This window comes from Streptomyces kaniharaensis (genome assembly GCF_009569385.1).
GTDB classification, from domain to species: domain Bacteria; phylum Actinomycetota; class Actinomycetes; order Streptomycetales; family Streptomycetaceae; genus Kitasatospora; species Kitasatospora kaniharaensis.
The window spans coordinates 2,025,558-2,043,094 of record NZ_WBOF01000001.1; the positions used below are offsets into that span (position 1 = coordinate 2,025,558).

At 73.4% G+C, this 17,537-nt stretch carries 11 protein-coding genes and 1 other RNA gene; 2 read left to right on the forward strand and 10 right to left on the reverse strand.

Translation table 11 applies throughout. The features are described 5' to 3' along the window. Nucleotides 1–395: 395 nt before the first annotated feature. The 7 genes from F7Q99_RS09205 to ftsE form a co-directional block, all read right to left on the reverse strand. A complete protein-coding gene (locus F7Q99_RS09205) occupies nt 396–1,868 on the reverse strand; it encodes an NAD-dependent malic enzyme (RefSeq protein WP_153460827.1) in 1,473 nt (490 codons plus the stop codon). 355 nt (nt 1,869–2,223) lie between these two features. Continuing rightward, complete coding sequence (locus tag F7Q99_RS09210; RefSeq protein WP_153460828.1) at nt 2,224–4,527, reverse strand: HelD family protein; 2,304 nt, start codon at nt 4,525–4,527, stop codon at nt 2,224–2,226. A 150-nt stretch (nt 4,528–4,677) separates the two neighbouring features. Next, nucleotides 4,678–5,059: a transfer-messenger RNA gene (ssrA, locus tag F7Q99_RS09215) on the reverse strand. A gap of 86 nt (nt 5,060–5,145) precedes the next feature. Then, the gene (gene smpB, locus F7Q99_RS09220; protein ID WP_153460829.1) at nt 5,146–5,622 is read right to left on the reverse strand and encodes an SsrA-binding protein SmpB; all 477 of its coding nucleotides are present in this window, start codon (nt 5,620–5,622) and stop codon (nt 5,146–5,148) included. 43 nt (nt 5,623–5,665) lie between these two features. Beyond that, nucleotides 5,666–6,811, reverse strand: coding sequence for a S41 family peptidase (locus F7Q99_RS09225; RefSeq protein WP_153460830.1), 1,146 nt, complete (start codon nt 6,809–6,811; stop codon nt 5,666–5,668). A gap of 129 nt (nt 6,812–6,940) precedes the next feature. Beyond that, on the reverse strand, nt 6,941–7,852 hold the full coding sequence (ftsX, locus tag F7Q99_RS09230; RefSeq protein ID WP_153460831.1) for a permease-like cell division protein FtsX: 912 nt from the start codon (nt 7,850–7,852) through the stop codon (nt 6,941–6,943). 77 nt (nt 7,853–7,929) lie between these two features. Then, nucleotides 7,930–8,619, reverse strand: coding sequence for a cell division ATP-binding protein FtsE (gene ftsE, locus F7Q99_RS09235; RefSeq protein ID WP_063349173.1), 690 nt, complete (start codon nt 8,617–8,619; stop codon nt 7,930–7,932). Nucleotides 8,620–8,968: 349 nt separating this feature from the next. Between ftsE and F7Q99_RS09240 the strand changes: the two genes are divergently transcribed. Further along, a complete protein-coding gene (locus F7Q99_RS09240) occupies nt 8,969–9,163 on the forward strand; it encodes a hypothetical protein (RefSeq protein ID WP_153460832.1) in 195 nt (64 codons plus the stop codon). A gap of 202 nt (nt 9,164–9,365) precedes the next feature. Here F7Q99_RS09240 and prfB read toward each other — a convergent pair whose 3' ends face one another. The 3 genes from prfB to F7Q99_RS09255 all read right to left on the reverse strand — a co-directional run bounded on the left by prfB (nt 9,366) and on the right by F7Q99_RS09255 (nt 13,904). Then, nucleotides 9,366–10,481 carry a peptide chain release factor 2 gene (prfB, locus tag F7Q99_RS09245; protein ID WP_326846457.1) on the reverse strand — a complete coding sequence of 372 codons (1,116 nt, stop codon included), beginning with the start codon at nt 10,479–10,481 and terminating at the stop codon, nt 9,366–9,368. A gap of 79 nt (nt 10,482–10,560) precedes the next feature. Then, nucleotides 10,561–11,820, reverse strand: a complete 1,260-nt coding sequence (locus tag F7Q99_RS09250; protein ID WP_153460833.1) for a serine/threonine-protein kinase — start codon at nt 11,818–11,820, stop codon at nt 10,561–10,563. Nucleotides 11,821–12,038: 218 nt separating this feature from the next. Then, complete coding sequence (locus tag F7Q99_RS09255) at nt 12,039–13,904, reverse strand: serine/threonine-protein kinase (RefSeq protein ID WP_326846458.1); 1,866 nt, start codon at nt 13,902–13,904, stop codon at nt 12,039–12,041. 380 nt (nt 13,905–14,284) lie between these two features. Here F7Q99_RS09255 and F7Q99_RS09260 point away from each other — a divergent pair, with 380 nt between their 5' ends. Further along, the gene (locus F7Q99_RS09260; protein ID WP_153460834.1) at nt 14,285–17,095 is read left to right on the forward strand and encodes an FtsK/SpoIIIE domain-containing protein; all 2,811 of its coding nucleotides are present in this window, start codon (nt 14,285–14,287) and stop codon (nt 17,093–17,095) included. The last annotated feature ends 442 nt before the right edge of the window (nt 17,096–17,537 follow it).

A 17,537-nucleotide genomic window follows, 5' to 3' on the forward strand; every position in this document is an offset into this window, starting at 1 on the left:
GCAGGCCGGGTCCGCACCCTGTGCCGCGCGCCGGAACCCTCGAAAGGCCCGCCCGCCTGCCTGGATACGAATCCTGCCCCGACCGGCCCCGAGAAAGCCAATCGGGCCTCGGCCGAGCCAGCCCGAACATCGCCCGCCCGTTGGAGGTGTGACGCTCCGTCGGCTCCGGCTGACCGGGCGCGGGCGGCGGTCGGGACGACACGCCGGAAGACCAGGGGGACGTTCCGTACTTGTCGGACACGCCTGCCCCGTGCAGGGCTACCGTACGCCCTAGCCCCGACAAGCCCAAACACGCCCCTCGCCCTTGTGTCGCAAGGGTTCGGGGCGAGCTTGGGCGGGTACGGGGCACTATCCGGTCATTTGACCGATCCGCGACACGGCCGCGGGCCCCCCGGTCAGAGCTTGACGGTGGGGAAGGACGCCGTGTCGAGCGTGCCGACGATGCCCGGAGTCGGACGGGCCGGCGCGGGGGCCGACTGGGCGCCGGCCAGGGCCGCCTCGCGCACGGCCGCGGCCACCGTCTTGGCCACGTCCTTGTGGAAGACGCTCGGGATGATGTAGTTCGCGTTCAGCTCGTCGTCGGCGACGGTGGTGGCCAGCGCCCGGGCGGCGGCGATCATCATCTCGGTGTTGACGGTCCGGCTCTGCGCGTCCAGCAGGCCGCGGAAGACGCCCGGGAAGACCAGCACGTTGTTGATCTGGTTCGGGAAGTCGCTGCGGCCGGTGGCCACCACGGCGGCGGTCTGCCGGGCGATGGCCGGGTCGACCTCCGGGTCCGGGTTGGCCAGCGCGAAGACGATCGCGTTGTCGGCCATGGTGGCCAGGTCGTCGCCGTCCAGGACGTTCGGGGCCGAGACGCCGATGAAGACGTCCGCGTCCGCCACGGCCTCCTTGAGGCTGCCGGTGCGGCCCGAGCGGTTGGTGTGGTCGGCGATCCAGCGCAGGTTGTCGTTGAGGTCGTCCCGGCCCTGGTGGACCACGCCGCGCACGTCCGCCACGGTGGCGTGCTCGACACCGGCGGCCATCAGCAGCTTGAGGATCGCGGTACCGGCCGCGCCGGCGCCCGACATCACCACGCGGATGTCGCTGATCTCCTTGCCGACCACCTTCAGCGCGTTGGTAAGGGCGGCCAGCACCACGATCGCGGTGCCGTGCTGGTCGTCGTGGAAGACCGGGATGTCCAGGGCCTCGCGCAGCCGGGCCTCGATCTCGAAGCAGCGCGGCGCGGAGATGTCCTCCAGGTTGATGCCGGCGAAGCCGGGGGCGATCGCCTTGACGATGGCCACGATCTCGTCGGTGTCCTGGGTGTCCAGGCAGATCGGCCAGGCGTCGATGCCGGCGAAGCGCTTGAACAGGGCCGCCTTGCCCTCCATGACGGGCAGCGCGGCGGCCGGGCCGATGTTGCCCAGGCCCAGCACCGCCGAGCCGTCGGTGACCACGGCGACGCTGTTGCGCTTGATGGTGAGGCGGCGGGCGTCCTCGGGGTTCTCGGCGATCGCCATGCAGACCCGGGCGACCCCCGGGGTGTAGATCATGCTGAGGTCGTCACGGTTGCGGATCGGCAGCTTGGACGACATCTCGATCTTGCCGCCGAGGTGCATCAGGAAGGTGCGGTCCGAGACCTTGCCGATCGACACGCCGTCGATCGCCCGCAGCTTCTCGACGATCTCCTCGCCGTGCGCCACCGAGGCGGCGGCCACGGTCACGTCGATCCGCAGGGCCTCCAGACCGGAGGCGGTGACGTCGAGGCCGGTCACCGAGCCGCCGGAGGACTCGACGGCCGTGGTGATCGCGCTGACCGCGTTGCCCCGGGCCGGGACCTCCAGCCGTACCGTGATCGAGTTGGAGACACTGGGCACCGTCGCCATCGACGCTTCCTTCTTCCCTCTTCCGGCAGGCTCAACATTTTGTTGAAGGCATCGCCTGCGCATGCTAGACCTCGATCGTCGCACCTTCCAAGGGATAGCCAGAAATATCGTTCATAGAGTGTGCGAATCCGACAACCGGGCCGACGGCGGCGTCACGGACTTCTTGCCTCCCGGGACCGATGCGTTACATTGGACGGGACACCGGCTCGATCCAAGCCCCCGGGCCCAACCTTCGTCCCTTCGAGGGACCACTTGCCGCGAGGCGAGCATGGCGGGTCGGTGTCGCCAACGTCTGAAGGCCCCTCACCATCCGGTGAGGGGCCTTCTTCGTGCGTCGAACGCAGCGGACCGACCGTCAGCCGTGCAGCAGTGCGGGCACGCCCGCCGCGTCCGGCAGGTCGTCCGGGCCGGACAGCACGGTCAGCCGCTGGGTCGCCCGGGTCAGCGCGACGTACAGCACCCGCAGGCCCGCCTCCGACTCACCGGCGATGCCGGTCGGATCGGCCACCACGGTCGCGTCGTACTCCAGACCCTTGGCCTCCAGGCTGCCCAGCGCCACCACGCGCTCGCCCAGGCCCTCGGCCCAGCCCGCAGCCTCCTCCCGGCGGTCCATCGGCACCACCACCGCCACGGTGCCGTCCACCTCGGTCAGCAGCCGCTCCAGCTCGGCCCGGGCCGCCGCACCGAAGGCCTCGGGCGACGGGTCGCCCACGGCCGCGAAGCGCGGCTCCACCCCGACGTGGCGCACCGCGCTCGGCGACGGCGTGCCCGGCGCGGCCAGCGCCAGCACCTTGGCCGCCACCTCGGCGATCTCGGCCGGGTTGCGGTAGTTGACGGTCAGCGTGAAGCGGCGGCGCTGCTTGCCGGACAGCACCTCGTCCAACGTGGCCTGCGCCTCCTGCGGGAACGGCCAGGAGGACTGCGCCGGGTCCCCGACGATCGTCCAGGTGGCCATCCGGGCCCGGCGGCCGATCATCCGCCACTGCATCGGGGTGAGGTCCTGCGCCTCGTCCACGATCACGTGCGCGTACTCGGTCCGCTCGACCGGCTGACGCTCGCGCTGGCGGGCGGAGCGGTCGGCGAAGGTGGTGACCTCCTCCAGGCCGCTCAGCAGGTCCACCGCGTCCACCTCGCGGACCTTCGGCCGGACCGGCTCGCCCAGCAGCACCTGCAGCTCGTCCACCAGCGCCACGTCGTGCGCGGACAGCGCGCCCTCGCCCTCCCGGGACAGGTGGCGCCAGGAGGCGGCCAGCAGCTTCGCCTCGTCCGGGGTGATCGCGCGGCGGGCGATCCGGTTGGTGTGCCGGGGCTGCTTGAGCGTGCCGAGCACCCGGCGCGGGGTCACGGCCGGCCACCAGGCGTCCAGGAAGTCCAGGAAGGGCGCCTCGTCCGAGACGTACTCGTCGAAGGACTCCTTCTCCTCCTGGCGCTGCTCACGGGCGTAGTGGTCGGTGGGCTTGGGCAGGTGCCTGGTGGCCTCCTGCCACAGGGCGTCCAGCAGCAGCCGGCGGGCGCGCGGGCGCAGCAGGTTCAGCGGGGTGCCGCCGGAGCCCACCACGTTGGCCCGGACGGCCTTGAGCCGGCCCGCGTCCAGCCGGAGCACCTCGCCGCGGGCGACCACCTTGAGCTCCTGCGGCGCGCCCAGCTCCAGCGCCGCCCGGGCGGCCCGGCGCAGCAGCTGCACCATCCGGGCCGAGCCCTTGACCCGGGCCGCCTCCGGGGTGTCGTAGGTGCCCGCCTCGATGCCGTCCACCAGCGAGCCGACCGCGCGGATGGCGACCTGCCCCTCCTCGCCGAGCGAGGGCAGCACGCCCTCGGTGTAGGAGACCAGCAGCGGGGTCGGCGAGACCACCAGGATGCCCCCGGCGTAGCGGCGGCGGTCCTGGTACAGCAGGTACGCGGCGCGGTGCAGGGCGACGGCGGTCTTGCCGGTGCCGGGGCCGCCGGTGACGAGGGTGGCGCCGCCCGCGGCGGCGCGGATCACCTCGTCCTGCTCCTTCTGGATGGACGAGACGATGTCGCGCATCGAGTGGCTGCGGGCGCGGCCGAGCGAGGCCATCAGCGCGCCGTCGCCGACCACCGCCAGCTCGCGGCCGTCCAGGGTGGGGGTGAGGTCGGGGCGCAGCAGGTCGTCCTCGACGCCGATCACCTTGCGGCCCTTGGAGCGGATCACCCGGCGGCGGATCACCCGGCCCGGCTCGACCGGGGTGGCACGGTAGAACGGCGCGGCGGCGGGCGCCCGCCAGTCGATCACCAGCGGGCCGTACTCGGCGTCCAGCACGCCGAGCCGGCCGATGTGCAGGGTCTCGGCCACCGCCGGGTCCGCCGGGTCGAGCGGGGTGTTGGACGGGATGCCGTGCTCCTCCGGGGCGTCCGCCTGCTGGAGGTCGATCCGGCCGAACAGGAAGTCCTCGAACTCGTTGTTGAGGCGCTGGAGGTGCGCGCCGGCCCGGTAGACCTGGGCGTCGCGCTCGGCGAGGGCGCCGGGGGTGCCGACCTGGACCCGCTTGGCGGCGTCCTCCAGGATGTACTCGGCCTCGGCGAGCTTCTCCTCCAGCCGGTGGTAGACGGTGTCGAGGTGCTGCTGCTCACCGGCGATCTCGCGTTCGCGGACGGTCTCGTGGTCGGTGGCGGCGGTGGTGTCCGTGTTGCTCTGCATGGCCTCGGTGGTTGCGGCGGAATCCGGCTCCGGAAAACGAGCGGACAGATGATCCTACGCCCCGGCGGCGCGGCTGCGGAGCACCGGGAGCGGGAAAGCCGAAGGCCGCCCTCCGCGGAGCGGTGGACGGCCTTCGGTATGAACATGGGGTGGTGGAGATGCCGGGAATCGAACCCGGGTCCAGTGGAGTTAATTCAGGGCTTCTCCGAGCGCAGTCCGCTGTGCTTTTCTCGGCCCTGGCGGTCACACGGACAAGCCGCCAACAGGCCCAGCTGCTGTTTGATTTCCCATCCACCCTCGCAGCCCGGGCGGACGGTTGAGTTCCCTAGATTATGCCAGGGTCCGGGTCGGGAACCCCCCGGTCTGACACCCAAGCGCTATCGGTGCTTATTAGGCAGCGAGAGCGAACTGCTGGGAATCGCGCTTAGAGTTGGCGATTATTTTTTTGCGACACGTGGTTAACGAGATCATTGCCGCGTTCCTCGGCTCGCTTCCCCTGTTTCAACATCCCCTGTCGAAACCGATCATCCCCATGTTTTGTTGAGAAACAGCTCGGACGGTGACCGTCCGTGTTGCTGGCGCCATAGTACGCGAGGCGACGGGCGAGGGTCCAGCGGATTAACCCTGGCGCCGCCGGGCCGCCGCCACCGCGCGCGCCGTCTCGCGGGTGTCCTGCTTCTCGCGCAGCGTCTGCCGCTTGTCGTACAGCTTCTTGCCGACGGCGAGCGCGAGTTCGAGCTTCACCCGGCCGTCCTTGAAGTACAGCGAGAGCGGGACCAGGGTGTGGCCCGCGTCGCGGACCTTGGTCTCGATCTTGCGGATCTCCAGCTTGTGCAGCAGCAGCTTGCGCTTGCGGCGCGCGGCGTGGTTGGTCCACGTCCCCTGGCTGTACTCGGGGATGAAGACGTTGTCGATCCAGGCCTCGTGGTTCTGGATGTAGGCGTAGCCGTCGACCAGGTTGGCCCGCCCCTCGCGCAGCGACTTCACCTCGGTGCCGGTGAGCACGAGGCCGCACTCGTAGGTGTCGAGGATCGTGTACTCGTGTCGCGCCTTCTTGTTCTGCGCGATCAGCTTCTGTCCGGTTTCCTTTGCCATAGCGCGGTCATTGTCGCACTTCGGGGCGGGCGGGGCAGCCCCTTTAGGCGCGCGTGCCGAGGCCCGCGAGCACACGCAGTGCGAGCGCGCCGGCGTCCTCGGCAGCAGCCGCGGGGACGTCCGGGGTGAGGCCGGTGCCGTCCGGGGAGCGGCCGGCCGGGGTGTAGTAGCGGCCGACGGTCATCTCCAGCACGGCGCCGTCGGCGAGCCGGCTGGGCTGCTGGACGGTGCCCTTGCCGAAGGTGCGGGAGCCCACGACGACGGCGCGGCTGCGGTCCTGGAGCGCGCCGGTGAGCAGTTCGGCGGCACTCATCGTGCCGCCGTCCACCAGCACCACCAGGGGCGTCCGCTGGTCGCCGCCGGGCGGGGCGGTCAACTCCCTGGTCCCGCCGCGCTCCTGGTACGAGCCGACGGAACCGCCGTCCAGGAAGATCCCGGCGGTGCCGGTGGCCTCCTCGACCAACCCGCCGGAGTTGCCGCGCAGATCGAGCACCACGCCGGTGTGCGGGGCGCGCAGCGCGGCGCGCACCTGTTCGGCCACGCCGCTGGTGAAGGCCCGCACGGTGATCCGCAGCACGCCCGTGTCCAGGTGCTCCACGGTGACCTGCTGGCTGTCCAGCAGGGCGCGACGCAGCCGCAGTTCGCGCACCGCGCCGTCGCCGCGCTGGACGGCGAGGGTGACCTCGGAGCCGACCCTGCGCTCGCCGTCGCGGCCGCGCAGCCGGGCGACGACCTCGGTGACCGGCAGGTGGTCGGTCTGGTCCTGGTCGATCCGCAGCAGCCGGTCGCCGGGGGCGATCCCGGCCTCGGCGGCCGGCCCGGCGGGCGCGACCTGGGAGACCGCGGTGGCGCCGTCCTCGCCGCGGCCGACCGAGAGGCCCACACCGAGGTAGCGGCCGCCCAGGCCCTGGCTGAACTCGGCGTACTCCTGGGCGCTGTAGTAGGCGCCCCAGCGGTCGCCGTTGGCGCCGAGCAGGTGCTCGGCCTGCTGCTCGGAGAGTGCGCTGCCGGCCGGGTCCGCGCTGACCCCGGCGGCGACGGCCCTCGGCGGGGCCGCTTCGGTGGACGGGCGGCGCGGCGGATCGCTGGGGTCGCCCCAGGCGCCGGTGGCGGCCCCGGCCAGCACCACGGCGCCGAACACCAGGCTGAGGGTGGCCACCTGACGTGCCCTGCGCGGAGTTTCTGGCATGGCATCGGAGTGTAGACACCGGACGCGCCGCGGCGGGCCGGAACGCGAGTGCGAAACGGCGACGGCCCCGGACGGCGCAGTGCCGTCCGGGGCCGTCCGGGTCGTTGGTGACCGCTGGACCCTGCGGGGTCAGACCTTGAGGTACTTGCGCAGCGTGAAGAACGCCGCGACACCGGCCATGCCCATACCGACCACGACCAGCAGCGGTATGACCGCGAGCACCGAGCTGAGCCCGATGAAGTGGATGAACTGCACCCGGTCGGCCAGCCAGTTCTGGACGAAGAAGTGCCCGCCGAGCAGCAGGCCCGAGGCCATGACGGCGCCGAGCAGCGCGGAGAACGCGGCCTCGGCGATGAACGGCATCTGCACGTAGAAGTTCGAGGCGCCGACCAGGCGCATGATCCCGGTCTCACGCCGTCGGCTGTACGCCGACACGCGGACCGTGTTGACGATCAGCAGCAGTGCGACGAACAGCATCAGCACCATGATGACGAAGGCCGCGGTCTGCAGACCGTTCAGCAGGCCGAACAGGTTCTCGAGGATCTTCCGCTGGTCCTCGACCGACTTGACGCCCGGCTTGCCGGCGAAGGCGCTCTGGATGACGTCGTACTTGGTCGGGTCCTTGAGCTTCACCCGCCAGGACTGCGGCATCGCGTCCGGGCCCAGGACGGAGATGAGCGGGTTGTCCGGGTTCATCTCCTTCCAGTGCTTGTAGGCCTCGGGCGAGCTCTCGAAGGTCGCCGACTGGACCACCGAGTCCATCTTGTCCAGGGAGTCCTTGATGTCCTTGACCTGCTGGTCGGTGGCCGCGCCCTTGTCGCACTGCGGCGAGTTGCGGGCGTCGGACTTCGTGCAGAAGTAGATGCTCACCTCGACCTTGTCGTACCAGTACCCCTTCATGGAGTTCACCTGGTCGCGGACCAGGAGCGAGGAACCGGCGAGGGCGAGGGAGAGCGCGACACTGACGACGACCGCGATGGTCATCGTCAGGTTGCGGCGGAGACCCACACCGATCTCCGACAGGACGAACTGGGCGCGCATGCGTGTAACAACTCCAGGGTCGGTACTGCTGGTCGGACGGCTCGGGCCGGCGGGCCCTACGGTTCAGCGCCGGTGGATCAGTGCTGGTATCCGTAGACGCCGCGGGCCTGGTCGCGGACCAGCAGCCCCTTGTCGAGTTCGATGACGCGCTTGCGCATCTGGTCGACGATGGCCTGGTCGTGGGTGGCCATCAGCACCGTGGTACCGGTGCGGTTGATGCGGTCGAGCAGCTTCATGATGCCGACCGAGTTCTGCGGGTCGAGGTTACCGGTGGGCTCGTCCGCGATCAGCAGCATCGGACGGTTCACGAACGCCCGGGCGATCGCCACGCGCTGCTGCTCACCGCCGGAGAGCTCGCCCGGCATGCGGTCCTCCTTGCCGCCGAGGCCGACCAGCTCCAGCACCTCGGGCACCACCTTGTTGATGGCGCTCTTGGGCTTGCCGATCACCTCTAGCGCGAAGGCGACGTTCTGCGCGACGGTCTTGTTGGGCAGCAGGCGGAAGTCCTGGAAGACGGTGCCCAGCTGGCGGCGCATGTGCGGCACCTTCCAGTTGGACAGCTTGCCCAGGTCCTTGCCCAGCACGTGCACCTCGCCCGTCGAGGGGCGCTCCTCGCGCAGGCACAGGCGCAGGAAGGTGGACTTGCCCGAGCCGGACGAGCCGACCAGGAAGACGAACTCACCCTTCTCGATCTCCAGCGAGACGTTGTCCAGGGCGGGACGGTTCTGCTTGGGATAGGTCTTGGAGACGTTGTCGAATCTGATCACGGCTGCATCACGGAGGCCATCCTAGGCGGCGCCAGTCCTCGGTCGATCCGCCCCGGCGGCCCGGGTCCGGGGGCGGGCGAAAGGAGCGGAAAGGGCGCTCCCGGCTTGGGACCATACGCGAATCCGCCGACGGCCTGCAGGGCCGGGCCGCGACATCGGCCGGGAGTTGGGGGAGAATGCCCGGTTATGCCCTGAAAATTTTGGGGCTTCTCACAGCGCGGGAGCCGGAACGTTCAGAACCTGGCAGAGTGGAGGAAGCGACCGCGTTCCGGCCGCTCCCCCGCACAGGGCAAGAAGTGGAACCAAAGCCCCGTCCGGTGCGTTGGCTCAGCAGCGAGGAGGAGATCGCATGACCTGCGACCATCTGGTGTGCGCCAACTGCAACGGCCGCGTGAGCGATGGCCGTTGCCCGGTGTGCCGAGCCAACCGGGCCCGGCTGCAGGAGCAGCACGGTCCGTTCGCCGCGCTCTCGCCCGCGATGCTGCTGGCCCTGCTCGCCGGACTGCTCGCAGTGGCGCTGATCGCCCGGCAGGCGCTGGCCTGAGGCCCGAGGACGACCCCGGGAGCACCCCGGGACACTCCGAGACATACGAGAAGGCCCCCGACCGCTTCGGTCGGGGGCCTTCTTCGTCTTCGGTGCTCAGTCTTCGGTGCTCACCGTGCTCACTGCGCGGCGGTTTCCCGCTGCTCGCGCCGGCGGATGCCGGCCTCGATGCCGTGCTTGATCGTCATCGAGGCCGGCGTCCTCACGCCTGGTTCGCGGTTTCCCGCTGCTTCCTCCACCGGATACCGGCCTCGATGAAGCCGTCGATGTCGCCGTCCAGGACGGCCTGCGGGTTGCCGGCCTCGAACGCGGTGCGGACGTCCTTGACCATCTGGTACGGGTGCAGCACGTAGGAGCGCATCTGGTTGCCCCAAGAGCTGCCGCTGTCCTTGAGCGCGTCCATCGCCGCCTTCTCCTCCTGGCGGCGCCGCTCCAGCAGCTTGGCCTGGAGGACGTTCATCGCGGACGCCTTGTTCTGGATCTGCGAGCGCTCGTTCTGGCAGGAGACCACGATGCCGGTCGGGAGGTGCGTGATGCGCACCGCCGAGTCGGTGGTGTTGACGCCCTGGCCGCCGGGGCCGGAGGCGCGGTAGACGTCCACCCGCAGGTCGCCCTCGTCGATGTCGACGTGGTCGGACTGCTCGACGACCGGGAGCACCTCGACACCGGCGAAGGAGGTCTGCCGGCGCCCCTGGTTGTCGAACGGCGAGATGCGGACCAGGCGGTGGGTGCCCTGCTCGACCGAGAGCGTGCCGTAGGCGTACGGCGCCTTGACGGTGAAGGTCGCGGACTTGATGCCGGCCTCTTCGGCGTACGAGGTGTCGTACACCTCGGTGGGGTAGCCGTGCCGCTCGGCCCAGCGCAGGTACATGCGCATCAGCTGCTCGGCGAAGTCGGCGGCGTCGACGCCACCGGCCTCGGCGCGGATGTTGATCAGCGCCTCGCGGGCGTCGTACTCGCCGGACAGGAGGGTGCGGACCTCCAGCTCCTCGACGGCCTTCTGGAGGGCGACGAGCTCGGTCTCGGCCTCGGCGCGGGTGTCCGCGTCGTCCTCGGCCTCGGCCAGCTCGAACAGCACGCCCAGGTCGTCGATGCGGCCGCGCAGGCCCTCGACGCGGCGCAGTTCGCCCTGGAGGAAGGAGAGCCGGCTGGTCACCTTCTGCGCGTTCGCGACGTCGTCCCACAGGGTGGGGGCGGCTGCCTCCTCCTCCAGGACCGCGATGTCGGCCCGGATCTTGTCCAGGTCGAGGACGGCCTCGATCGACCCCATGGTCGTATCGAGGTTCTTGAGCTCTTCGGAAGGATCGACGGCTGCCACGCCCCCCAGGGTAATGGTTCCGGGGGTGGTCCTGACGACACCGGGGTCTTCCGGCCTCTCGCCCCGCTCCGATCCGGCGCTACGGCGCCCGTGGGGCGGTGCTGTGCACGGCCGGGCGGGCCGGGTGACCGGCGTCCGGGGCGGCGGCCGCGAAGGCCGTCCAGGCCGCGGCGGCACCCGCCAGCAGCAGGACGGTGGCGAGCACGACGGCGAGCAGCCGGCGGCGGCGCAGCAGGACCTGCCGGTCTCGGCGGTGGGCGGTGCCGGGGGCGGTGCGCTGGGCGCGGGACTCCGCGGCGTACGCGGCCAGCTCGTCCGCGGAGGGGCGGCGCAGACTGGTGTGGGTGTCCCGGGTGGAGTCCGGGACGGCGCCGGGCACCAGCGGGACGGCCGGGCCGCGGCGGCGCTTGTGGACGCCGGGCCCGGCGTCCACCTCGGCGTAGACGGCCTCGCCGGGGGTGAGCGCCTCCTCGGCCGGGGCGCGGCCCTGGGAGGGGACGGCGATCACCGGCAGGCCGGCCAGCGCGGGCAGCTGCTCGCGCAGCCGGGCGGCCAGTTCGGCGGCCCGCAGCCGGGAGGCGGGGGCCTTGGCCAGGCACTCGGAGATGATCCGCCACAGGCCGTCCGGCAGGCCGGGGATCGGCGGCACCTGCTCGGTGACGTGGCGGCGCAGCACGGCGCCGGTGTGGCCGCCGCCGAAGGGGGTGAAGCCGGCCAGCAGCTCGTAGAGCACCGTGGCGAGGGCGTAGATGTCGACGGCGGCGCGCGGCTCCAGGCCCTCGATGATCTCGGGGGCGAGGTAGTCGGGGGTGCCGATGATCCGGGTGGCCCGGGTGCGGCGCGGGGCGTCGACCAGGCGGGCCACGCCGAAGTCGGTGAGCTTGGCGCGCGGGGCGCCGCCGGGGCCGGGCGCGGCGGCGAGGTCGAGCAGGACGTTCTCCGGCTTGACGTCGCGGTGGACGATGCCGGCCGCGTGCGCGGCGGCCAGGCCGTCGGCGACGTCGGCGATGATCGAGGCGGCGGTCTGCGGGGGCAGGGCGCCGTCGCGTTCGAGCCGGGAGCGCAGGTCGGTGCCCTGGACGAGTTCCATGACGAGGGCGAGGTCGCTGCCGTCGACGACCATGTCGCGGACGCCGACCACCCGGGGGTGGTCGAGGCTGGTCAGCGCGGCGCGTTCCTGCACGAAGCGGCCGACCAGCACCTGGTCGGAGGCCAGGTCCTCGCGCAGCAGCTTGACCGCCACCGGGCCGTCCGGTCCCTCACCGCGCCAGACCGTCCCGGCCGAACCCCGGCCGATCACCTGGTGGACGGTGTACCGGCTGCCGATCTTGCGTGCCAATGCTGCTCCGTGGGCGGCGCGGGAGCGCTCCGGGGGTTCCGGCGCGCTCGGTGGGGCGGGACAACAGCGACCAACCTACGCGCCCCGGCCCCCCTCGCGGGCCGCCTGACGGCCCTCGACCGGCACTCTCGGGCGAGAAATCTTCGAAATTGTCGACAAAGCGTCAATCCTGCATTCCGGGTGGCCGTCCGGGGAACGGACGGCCGCCCGGCGCGGCGTCACTTCTTCGCGCTGGCGAACATGCTGGTCACCCAGTCGCTCGCGGTGTGGTACCAGCTCTGCACGTTGTCCCAGTAGTGCGGCAGCGGCGTGAAGTTCCACAGCGCCACGGCGGCGACGGCCAGCACCAGCAGCACCATCAGGCAGCCCTTGAGGCAGCCGAGCCCCGGGATGTACATCCGGTTGCGGCTGCGCGGGCGGCGCTCGCGCGGCGGGGCCGGCTCACGGCGGGGCGGCGCGGGCTCGCGGCGAGGCGGTGCGGGCTCGCGGCGAGGCGGTGCGGGCGGCTCCTCGCGGCGCTGCGGGGGCTCCCGGCGCTGCGGCGCGGGCGGCTCGGCCCGGCGCGGCACCGGGGTGGGCGGGGGCGGCGGCGGGTAGCCGGCCTGCGACTGCCCGTAGCCGGCGGGGGCCTGCCGGTAACCGCCCGGCGGCTGCGGACGGCCGCCGCCCTGGGCCCCCTGCCCGACCTGGCCGCTCTGCCCGACCTGGAAGGGCGGCGGGGCGACCGGCGGGCGCTGGGCGTAGCCGGGCGGCGGGGCCTGGCGGTAGCCGCCGGGGGGCTGCGGCTGGTAGCCCCCCGGCCCGTGCTGCCCCCCCTGTCCGGCCTGGAAGGGCGGCGGGGCGACCTGCGGGTCCTCGAAGTCCTCCGGCCCGAAGTAGCCGACCTGGGTCTGCTGGTTGCGGTCCCGGGCGGCGCGCAGCTGCGTCTGCCAGGGGTGCGGCGCCTGCTCCTGCGGCGGGCCGGGCGGGGGCGGGGGCACCGCGGTGGGCGGCATCACCCGGGTGCGGTCCGCGGCGCCGTACGGGGCGGCCGGCGGCGGCTGGGTGCCCATCATCTGGGTCGCCGCGGCCGGGTCGTACTGCGGGCCGCCCTGGCCGGCCGGGAGCACCTGGGTGCGGTCCTCGCTCGCCGCCGGCGCGGCCGGGGCGGTGCCCGGCACCGACGCCGGCTGCGGGTCCGGCAGCAGCAGCGCGCCGACGGCGAGCGCCGCGTCCACCGCCGCCGGGGAGGCGTGCACGCCGACGCCGCCCGCGACCACCCGCAGCGCCTGCGCCAGCGAGGTGGCGCTCGGCCGCTGCGCGGGGTCCTTGCGCAGGCAGCGCTCGATCACCGTCCAGAGCGGCTCGGGCATGGTGCTGGGCCGCTGCGGCTCCTGCGCCATGTGCGCCTGGAGGATCGCGAGCGCGCCGTCGCCCTGGAACGGCTGGCGGCCGGTGACCAGCTCGTACAACATGATCCCGGCGCCGTACACGTCCACCGCGGAGGTCTGCGCCCGGCCTTCGGCGGACTCCGGGGCCACGTAGGCCGGGGTGCCGACGAACTCGTGGGTGCGGGTGATGCCCGGGGAGTCGGCGAGGCGGGCGATGCCGAAGTCGGTCAGCAGCGGGTGCATCTGCTCGGTGCCGTCCACCAGGGTGGAGGCGAGCAGGACGTTGGCCGGCTTGAGGTCGCGGTGGACGATCCCGTCCGCGTGGCTGGCCGCGAGCGCGTCCGCGACCTGGGCCATCAGGAGGGCGCCCGCGATCGGGCTGAACGGGCCGTTGGCGCGCAGGTAGTGGGCCAGGTCGGGGCCCTCGACGAGGTCCATCACCAGGGCCAGCAGCTCGCCCTCGACCACCAGGTCGCGGACCCGGACGATGTTGGGGTGGGTGAGCCGCAGCAGCAGGGCGCGCTCGCGCAGGAAGCGCATCACGACGTCCGGGTCGGCCGCCAGTTCCTCGCGCAGCACCTTGATCGCCACGAGCTGCCCGGGCTCGCTGCCGGGCAGCTCGACATCGGGGCGCACCCGACCGCGCCAGACGGTGCCGGTGGCCCCCCGTCCGAGGGTCTCCTCAAGCAGATACTTGCTGCCGACTGGCCGCACCTGTCGCACTCCTCGCCGTGCCGCCCGCGCGGGGCGCTCCTCCGCCGGTGCGGTGAGCCTGCCGGGCCCCTGTTTGCGGCCACTCTAACGGTGCCGGTGCCCGTTTCAGAGGCGACCGGCAGGCCGTCTGCACGGTCTGGGGGACGGGTTGGGGGAGATCCCCTAGGGATGCGTCGAAGGGGCCTTCGGGGGCGCCGGTTGACCTGACTGTCCGTCGCCTCCAACATGGCGATGATCGCAAGATCGTCAAATCCGGTACGGTGCGCGGACCGTCCGTGACGGATGGCAGGATGGACACTCGCCACTCTTACAAGAGGGCCGCAGCCGCATGGCTGCAGCGGTACCAGGCTTCACATCAGCAGAAGGGACCCGCGGGCGAGATGCAGATCCGGCTGACCGTCCTCCGACCGCGCAGCGGCCCGACCGCCGCCGGCACCGCCATCCCCTACGTGGACGTACTGGTCACCGCGCCCGTCGGCACCACGCTCGGCGCCCTCGCCGGGGCCCTCGCCGGAGCCGTCGGCGTGCGCGGACCCCGGTCCGCCACCCACGTGCACCTCTATGCCGGGGCGCACCGCGTCGACGAGCACACCCTGCTCGGCCATCCCCCGCTGCTCGACGGCGCCGTGCTCAGCCTGAACGAGCCCGACCCGACCGCCGACGACCCCGACGACGCCCCCGCGGCCGCCGAACTGCGCGTGGTCGGCGGGCCCGACGCCGGCGGCGTGCACCGGCTGCACGGCCGGGAGATCCGGATCGGCCGCTCCGGCGAGGCCGACGTCCCGCTCGACGACCCGGACGTCTCCCGGCTGCACCTGTCCCTGCACCTCGCCGACGACGGCCGGGTCGGCGTCCGCGACCTCGGCTCCACCAACGGCACCACCCTGGACGGCCGGATCGTCCCGCCCGGCCCCGCGGAAGAGGCCGTCCCGCTCGACCCCGGCGCGCTGGTGCGGATCGGCGAGTCCACCCTGCTGCTCGCCACCCCCGAGCCCGCCGCCGAGCCCGCCCGGGCCGCCCTGCCCGACGGCCACGGCCACCTCCAGCTCTCCGCCCCCGGCCCGGTCCGGCCCGCGCCGCCCGTCGTCGAGCCGCCCGCCGCCCCCGAGCCCGCCACCGGCCGCAGAGGCGGGCTGCTCTCGCTGCGGCTCGGCCGCACCGCCGAACCGCCCGGCCAGGAGAGCGCCGAGCGCCACCACGCCGCCGTCCGGATCCGCCAGGCCGCCGCCCAGCGCGAGCGCTGGCCCGACCTCGCCACCCTGCTGCTCAACGCGATCGGCCCCGGCCCCCGGCTCTGGGAGCGCGGCCCCGGCCACCCCGACGCGCTCACCCTGCGGCTGGGCACCGCCGACCTCCCCGCCGGCCCCGGCACCACGCCCGGCACGCTGCTGCCCGCCGTCCCCGTCACCCTCGACCTGCAGACCGCCGGCAGCCTCGGCCTCTGCGGCCCGCGCGAGCGGCTGGACGCGCTCACCCGCGCCGTCGTCGCCCAGCTCGCCGCCCTGCACCCGCCGAGCGGCCTCAGCCTCGTCGTCGTCGACGCCGACCCCGCGCGCAGCGCACAGGACCGCGCCGACACCTGGGCCTGGGCACTCTGGCTGCCCCACCTGCGCCCCACCGAGAGCCAGGACTGCCGCCTCCTGCTCGGCCTCGACGACGACCAGGCCACCGCCCGGCTCACCGAGCTCACCAGCCGGCTCAGCGGCCCGATCGGCCTCGGCGGCCACCCCGCCACCGTCGTCGTGGTCGACGGCCGCCCGGCCGCCGACGCCGCCCGGCAGGCGCTCGACCTGCTGCTGCGCCAGGGCCCGGCGGTCGGCATCTTCCCGATCTGCCTCGCCGAGCAGCCCGAACTGCTCCCCCGCGGCCTCGGCGCCACCGCCCTGATCACCGGCGAGGTCGGCACCCACCTCTCCCTCAACCGCCCCGGCGCCCGGGGCCGCGACAGCCTGCACGAGATCTCGCTGGACGCCGTCTCCGACGCCTGGGCCGAACGGCTGGCCCGCGTCCTCGCCCCGCTGCGCGAGGCCGCCCCCACCACCCGCGGCCCGTTGCCCGACGCCCTGCGGCTGCTCGACCTGCTCCAGCTCGACACCGTCACCCCGGCCAAGCTGTCCGCCCGCTGGGACGCCCACGCCGGCGGCATCGGCGCCGCCACCGCACTGCTCGGCACCACCCGCGACGAGCTCTGCACGCTCGACCTCGCCGACCCCGAACTCACCCTCCCCTCCCCCGACCCGGGCGGCCCGCACCTGCTGATCGGCGGCGCGCGCGGCTCCGGCAAGACGGAGCTGCTGCGCACCCTGGTCGCCTCGCTCGCCGTCTCCGAGCGGCCCGAACGGCTGGCCGTCACGATCATCGAGGGCCGGGCCACCGAGGAAGGGCTGGACGGCTGCACCGAGCTGCCGCACGTCACCGGGCGGGTCAACGCCGCCACCGACCCGCGCCAGGCGCTGCTCACCGCGGAGGCCCTGGAGGACGAACTCGCGCTGCGCGAGCGGCTGTTCGACGGCCTGGACTTCGCCTCCTGGCACGCCGCCCGCATCCTGGACGCGGGCGTCGACGCCGACCGCCCACAGATGCCGGTGCCCGCCACCGTCGGAGCCGCATCGGCCCTGGCGCGCCGGGTCGTCCCGCAGCGCAGCGCTGAGGAACCCCGGCCGGGCGGCGCCCCCGCCGCTCCCGTCCCCGCCCGCCTGATCGTCGTCGTCGACGACTACGACGCCCTGCTCGCCCCCACATCCCCGGCCGGCCGCCCTCTCGCCCGCGCCCTCGCAGCCGTCGCCCGCCGCGGCGGGCCGCTCGGCGTCCACCTCGCGGTCACCACCGGCCGGCCGGAGGACAGTGCCGGCACCGTGGTCGACGAGGCCGCCCTGCTCCGGATCGCCCTGCGCACCGAGGACCCGGCCGACTCCGACCTGCTGATCCACCTCGGCGACGCCGCCGCCCTCCCCGAGGACACCCCCGGCCGCGGCTACCTGCGCCTGCCGGACGGCGGCGTGTCCGCCTTCCAGGCCGCCCGGATCAGCGGCCGCATCCCCCGCACCGCGACCCTGCGCCCGACCGTGGTCGCGATAGACCCGCTCCAGCTCGGCGCCCCGCCCGCCCGCCGCCCGGTCCGCGAACTCGGCAACGGCCCCACCGACCTCGCCCTCCTCGCCAGCGCCCTCCAACGCGCGGCCCGCTCGTAGAGCCCGGGGCAAAGACCCGGGCGGCACGGCCGCTGTCGGCCGTGCCGCCCGGAAACACGCCGCCCGGCGGGTTTCTCAGCGGGAGTAGTGGTACCGAGCCTGGTGAATCCCCGGCCTGCCCTCACCCCTGCACTCCCCGGCGGCGATCCTCCGTAGCCGTCTCCAACGCAAACTCCCACCCGCGCGTGAAGAAACCCCGCCGGCCGCCCACCCCGAGTGCGCCCGCTGCCACGATCCGGTGCCCCAACCGGGAATCTGCCGCCCCTGCGCAGGACTTGGCAGCAGAACCCTCATGGTCGGCACGGGTGCCGCCGCCACCCCCAGCGGCGTCGCCCGCGCCCGCGCGGCCCTGCGCGGGCGCGCCCTCCCCGTGGTCCCCGGCTGCTGATGCGCAGCCTCACCCTCCCGCAACTTCCCCCGCAGTCGCCAGGCTGATCCCCGG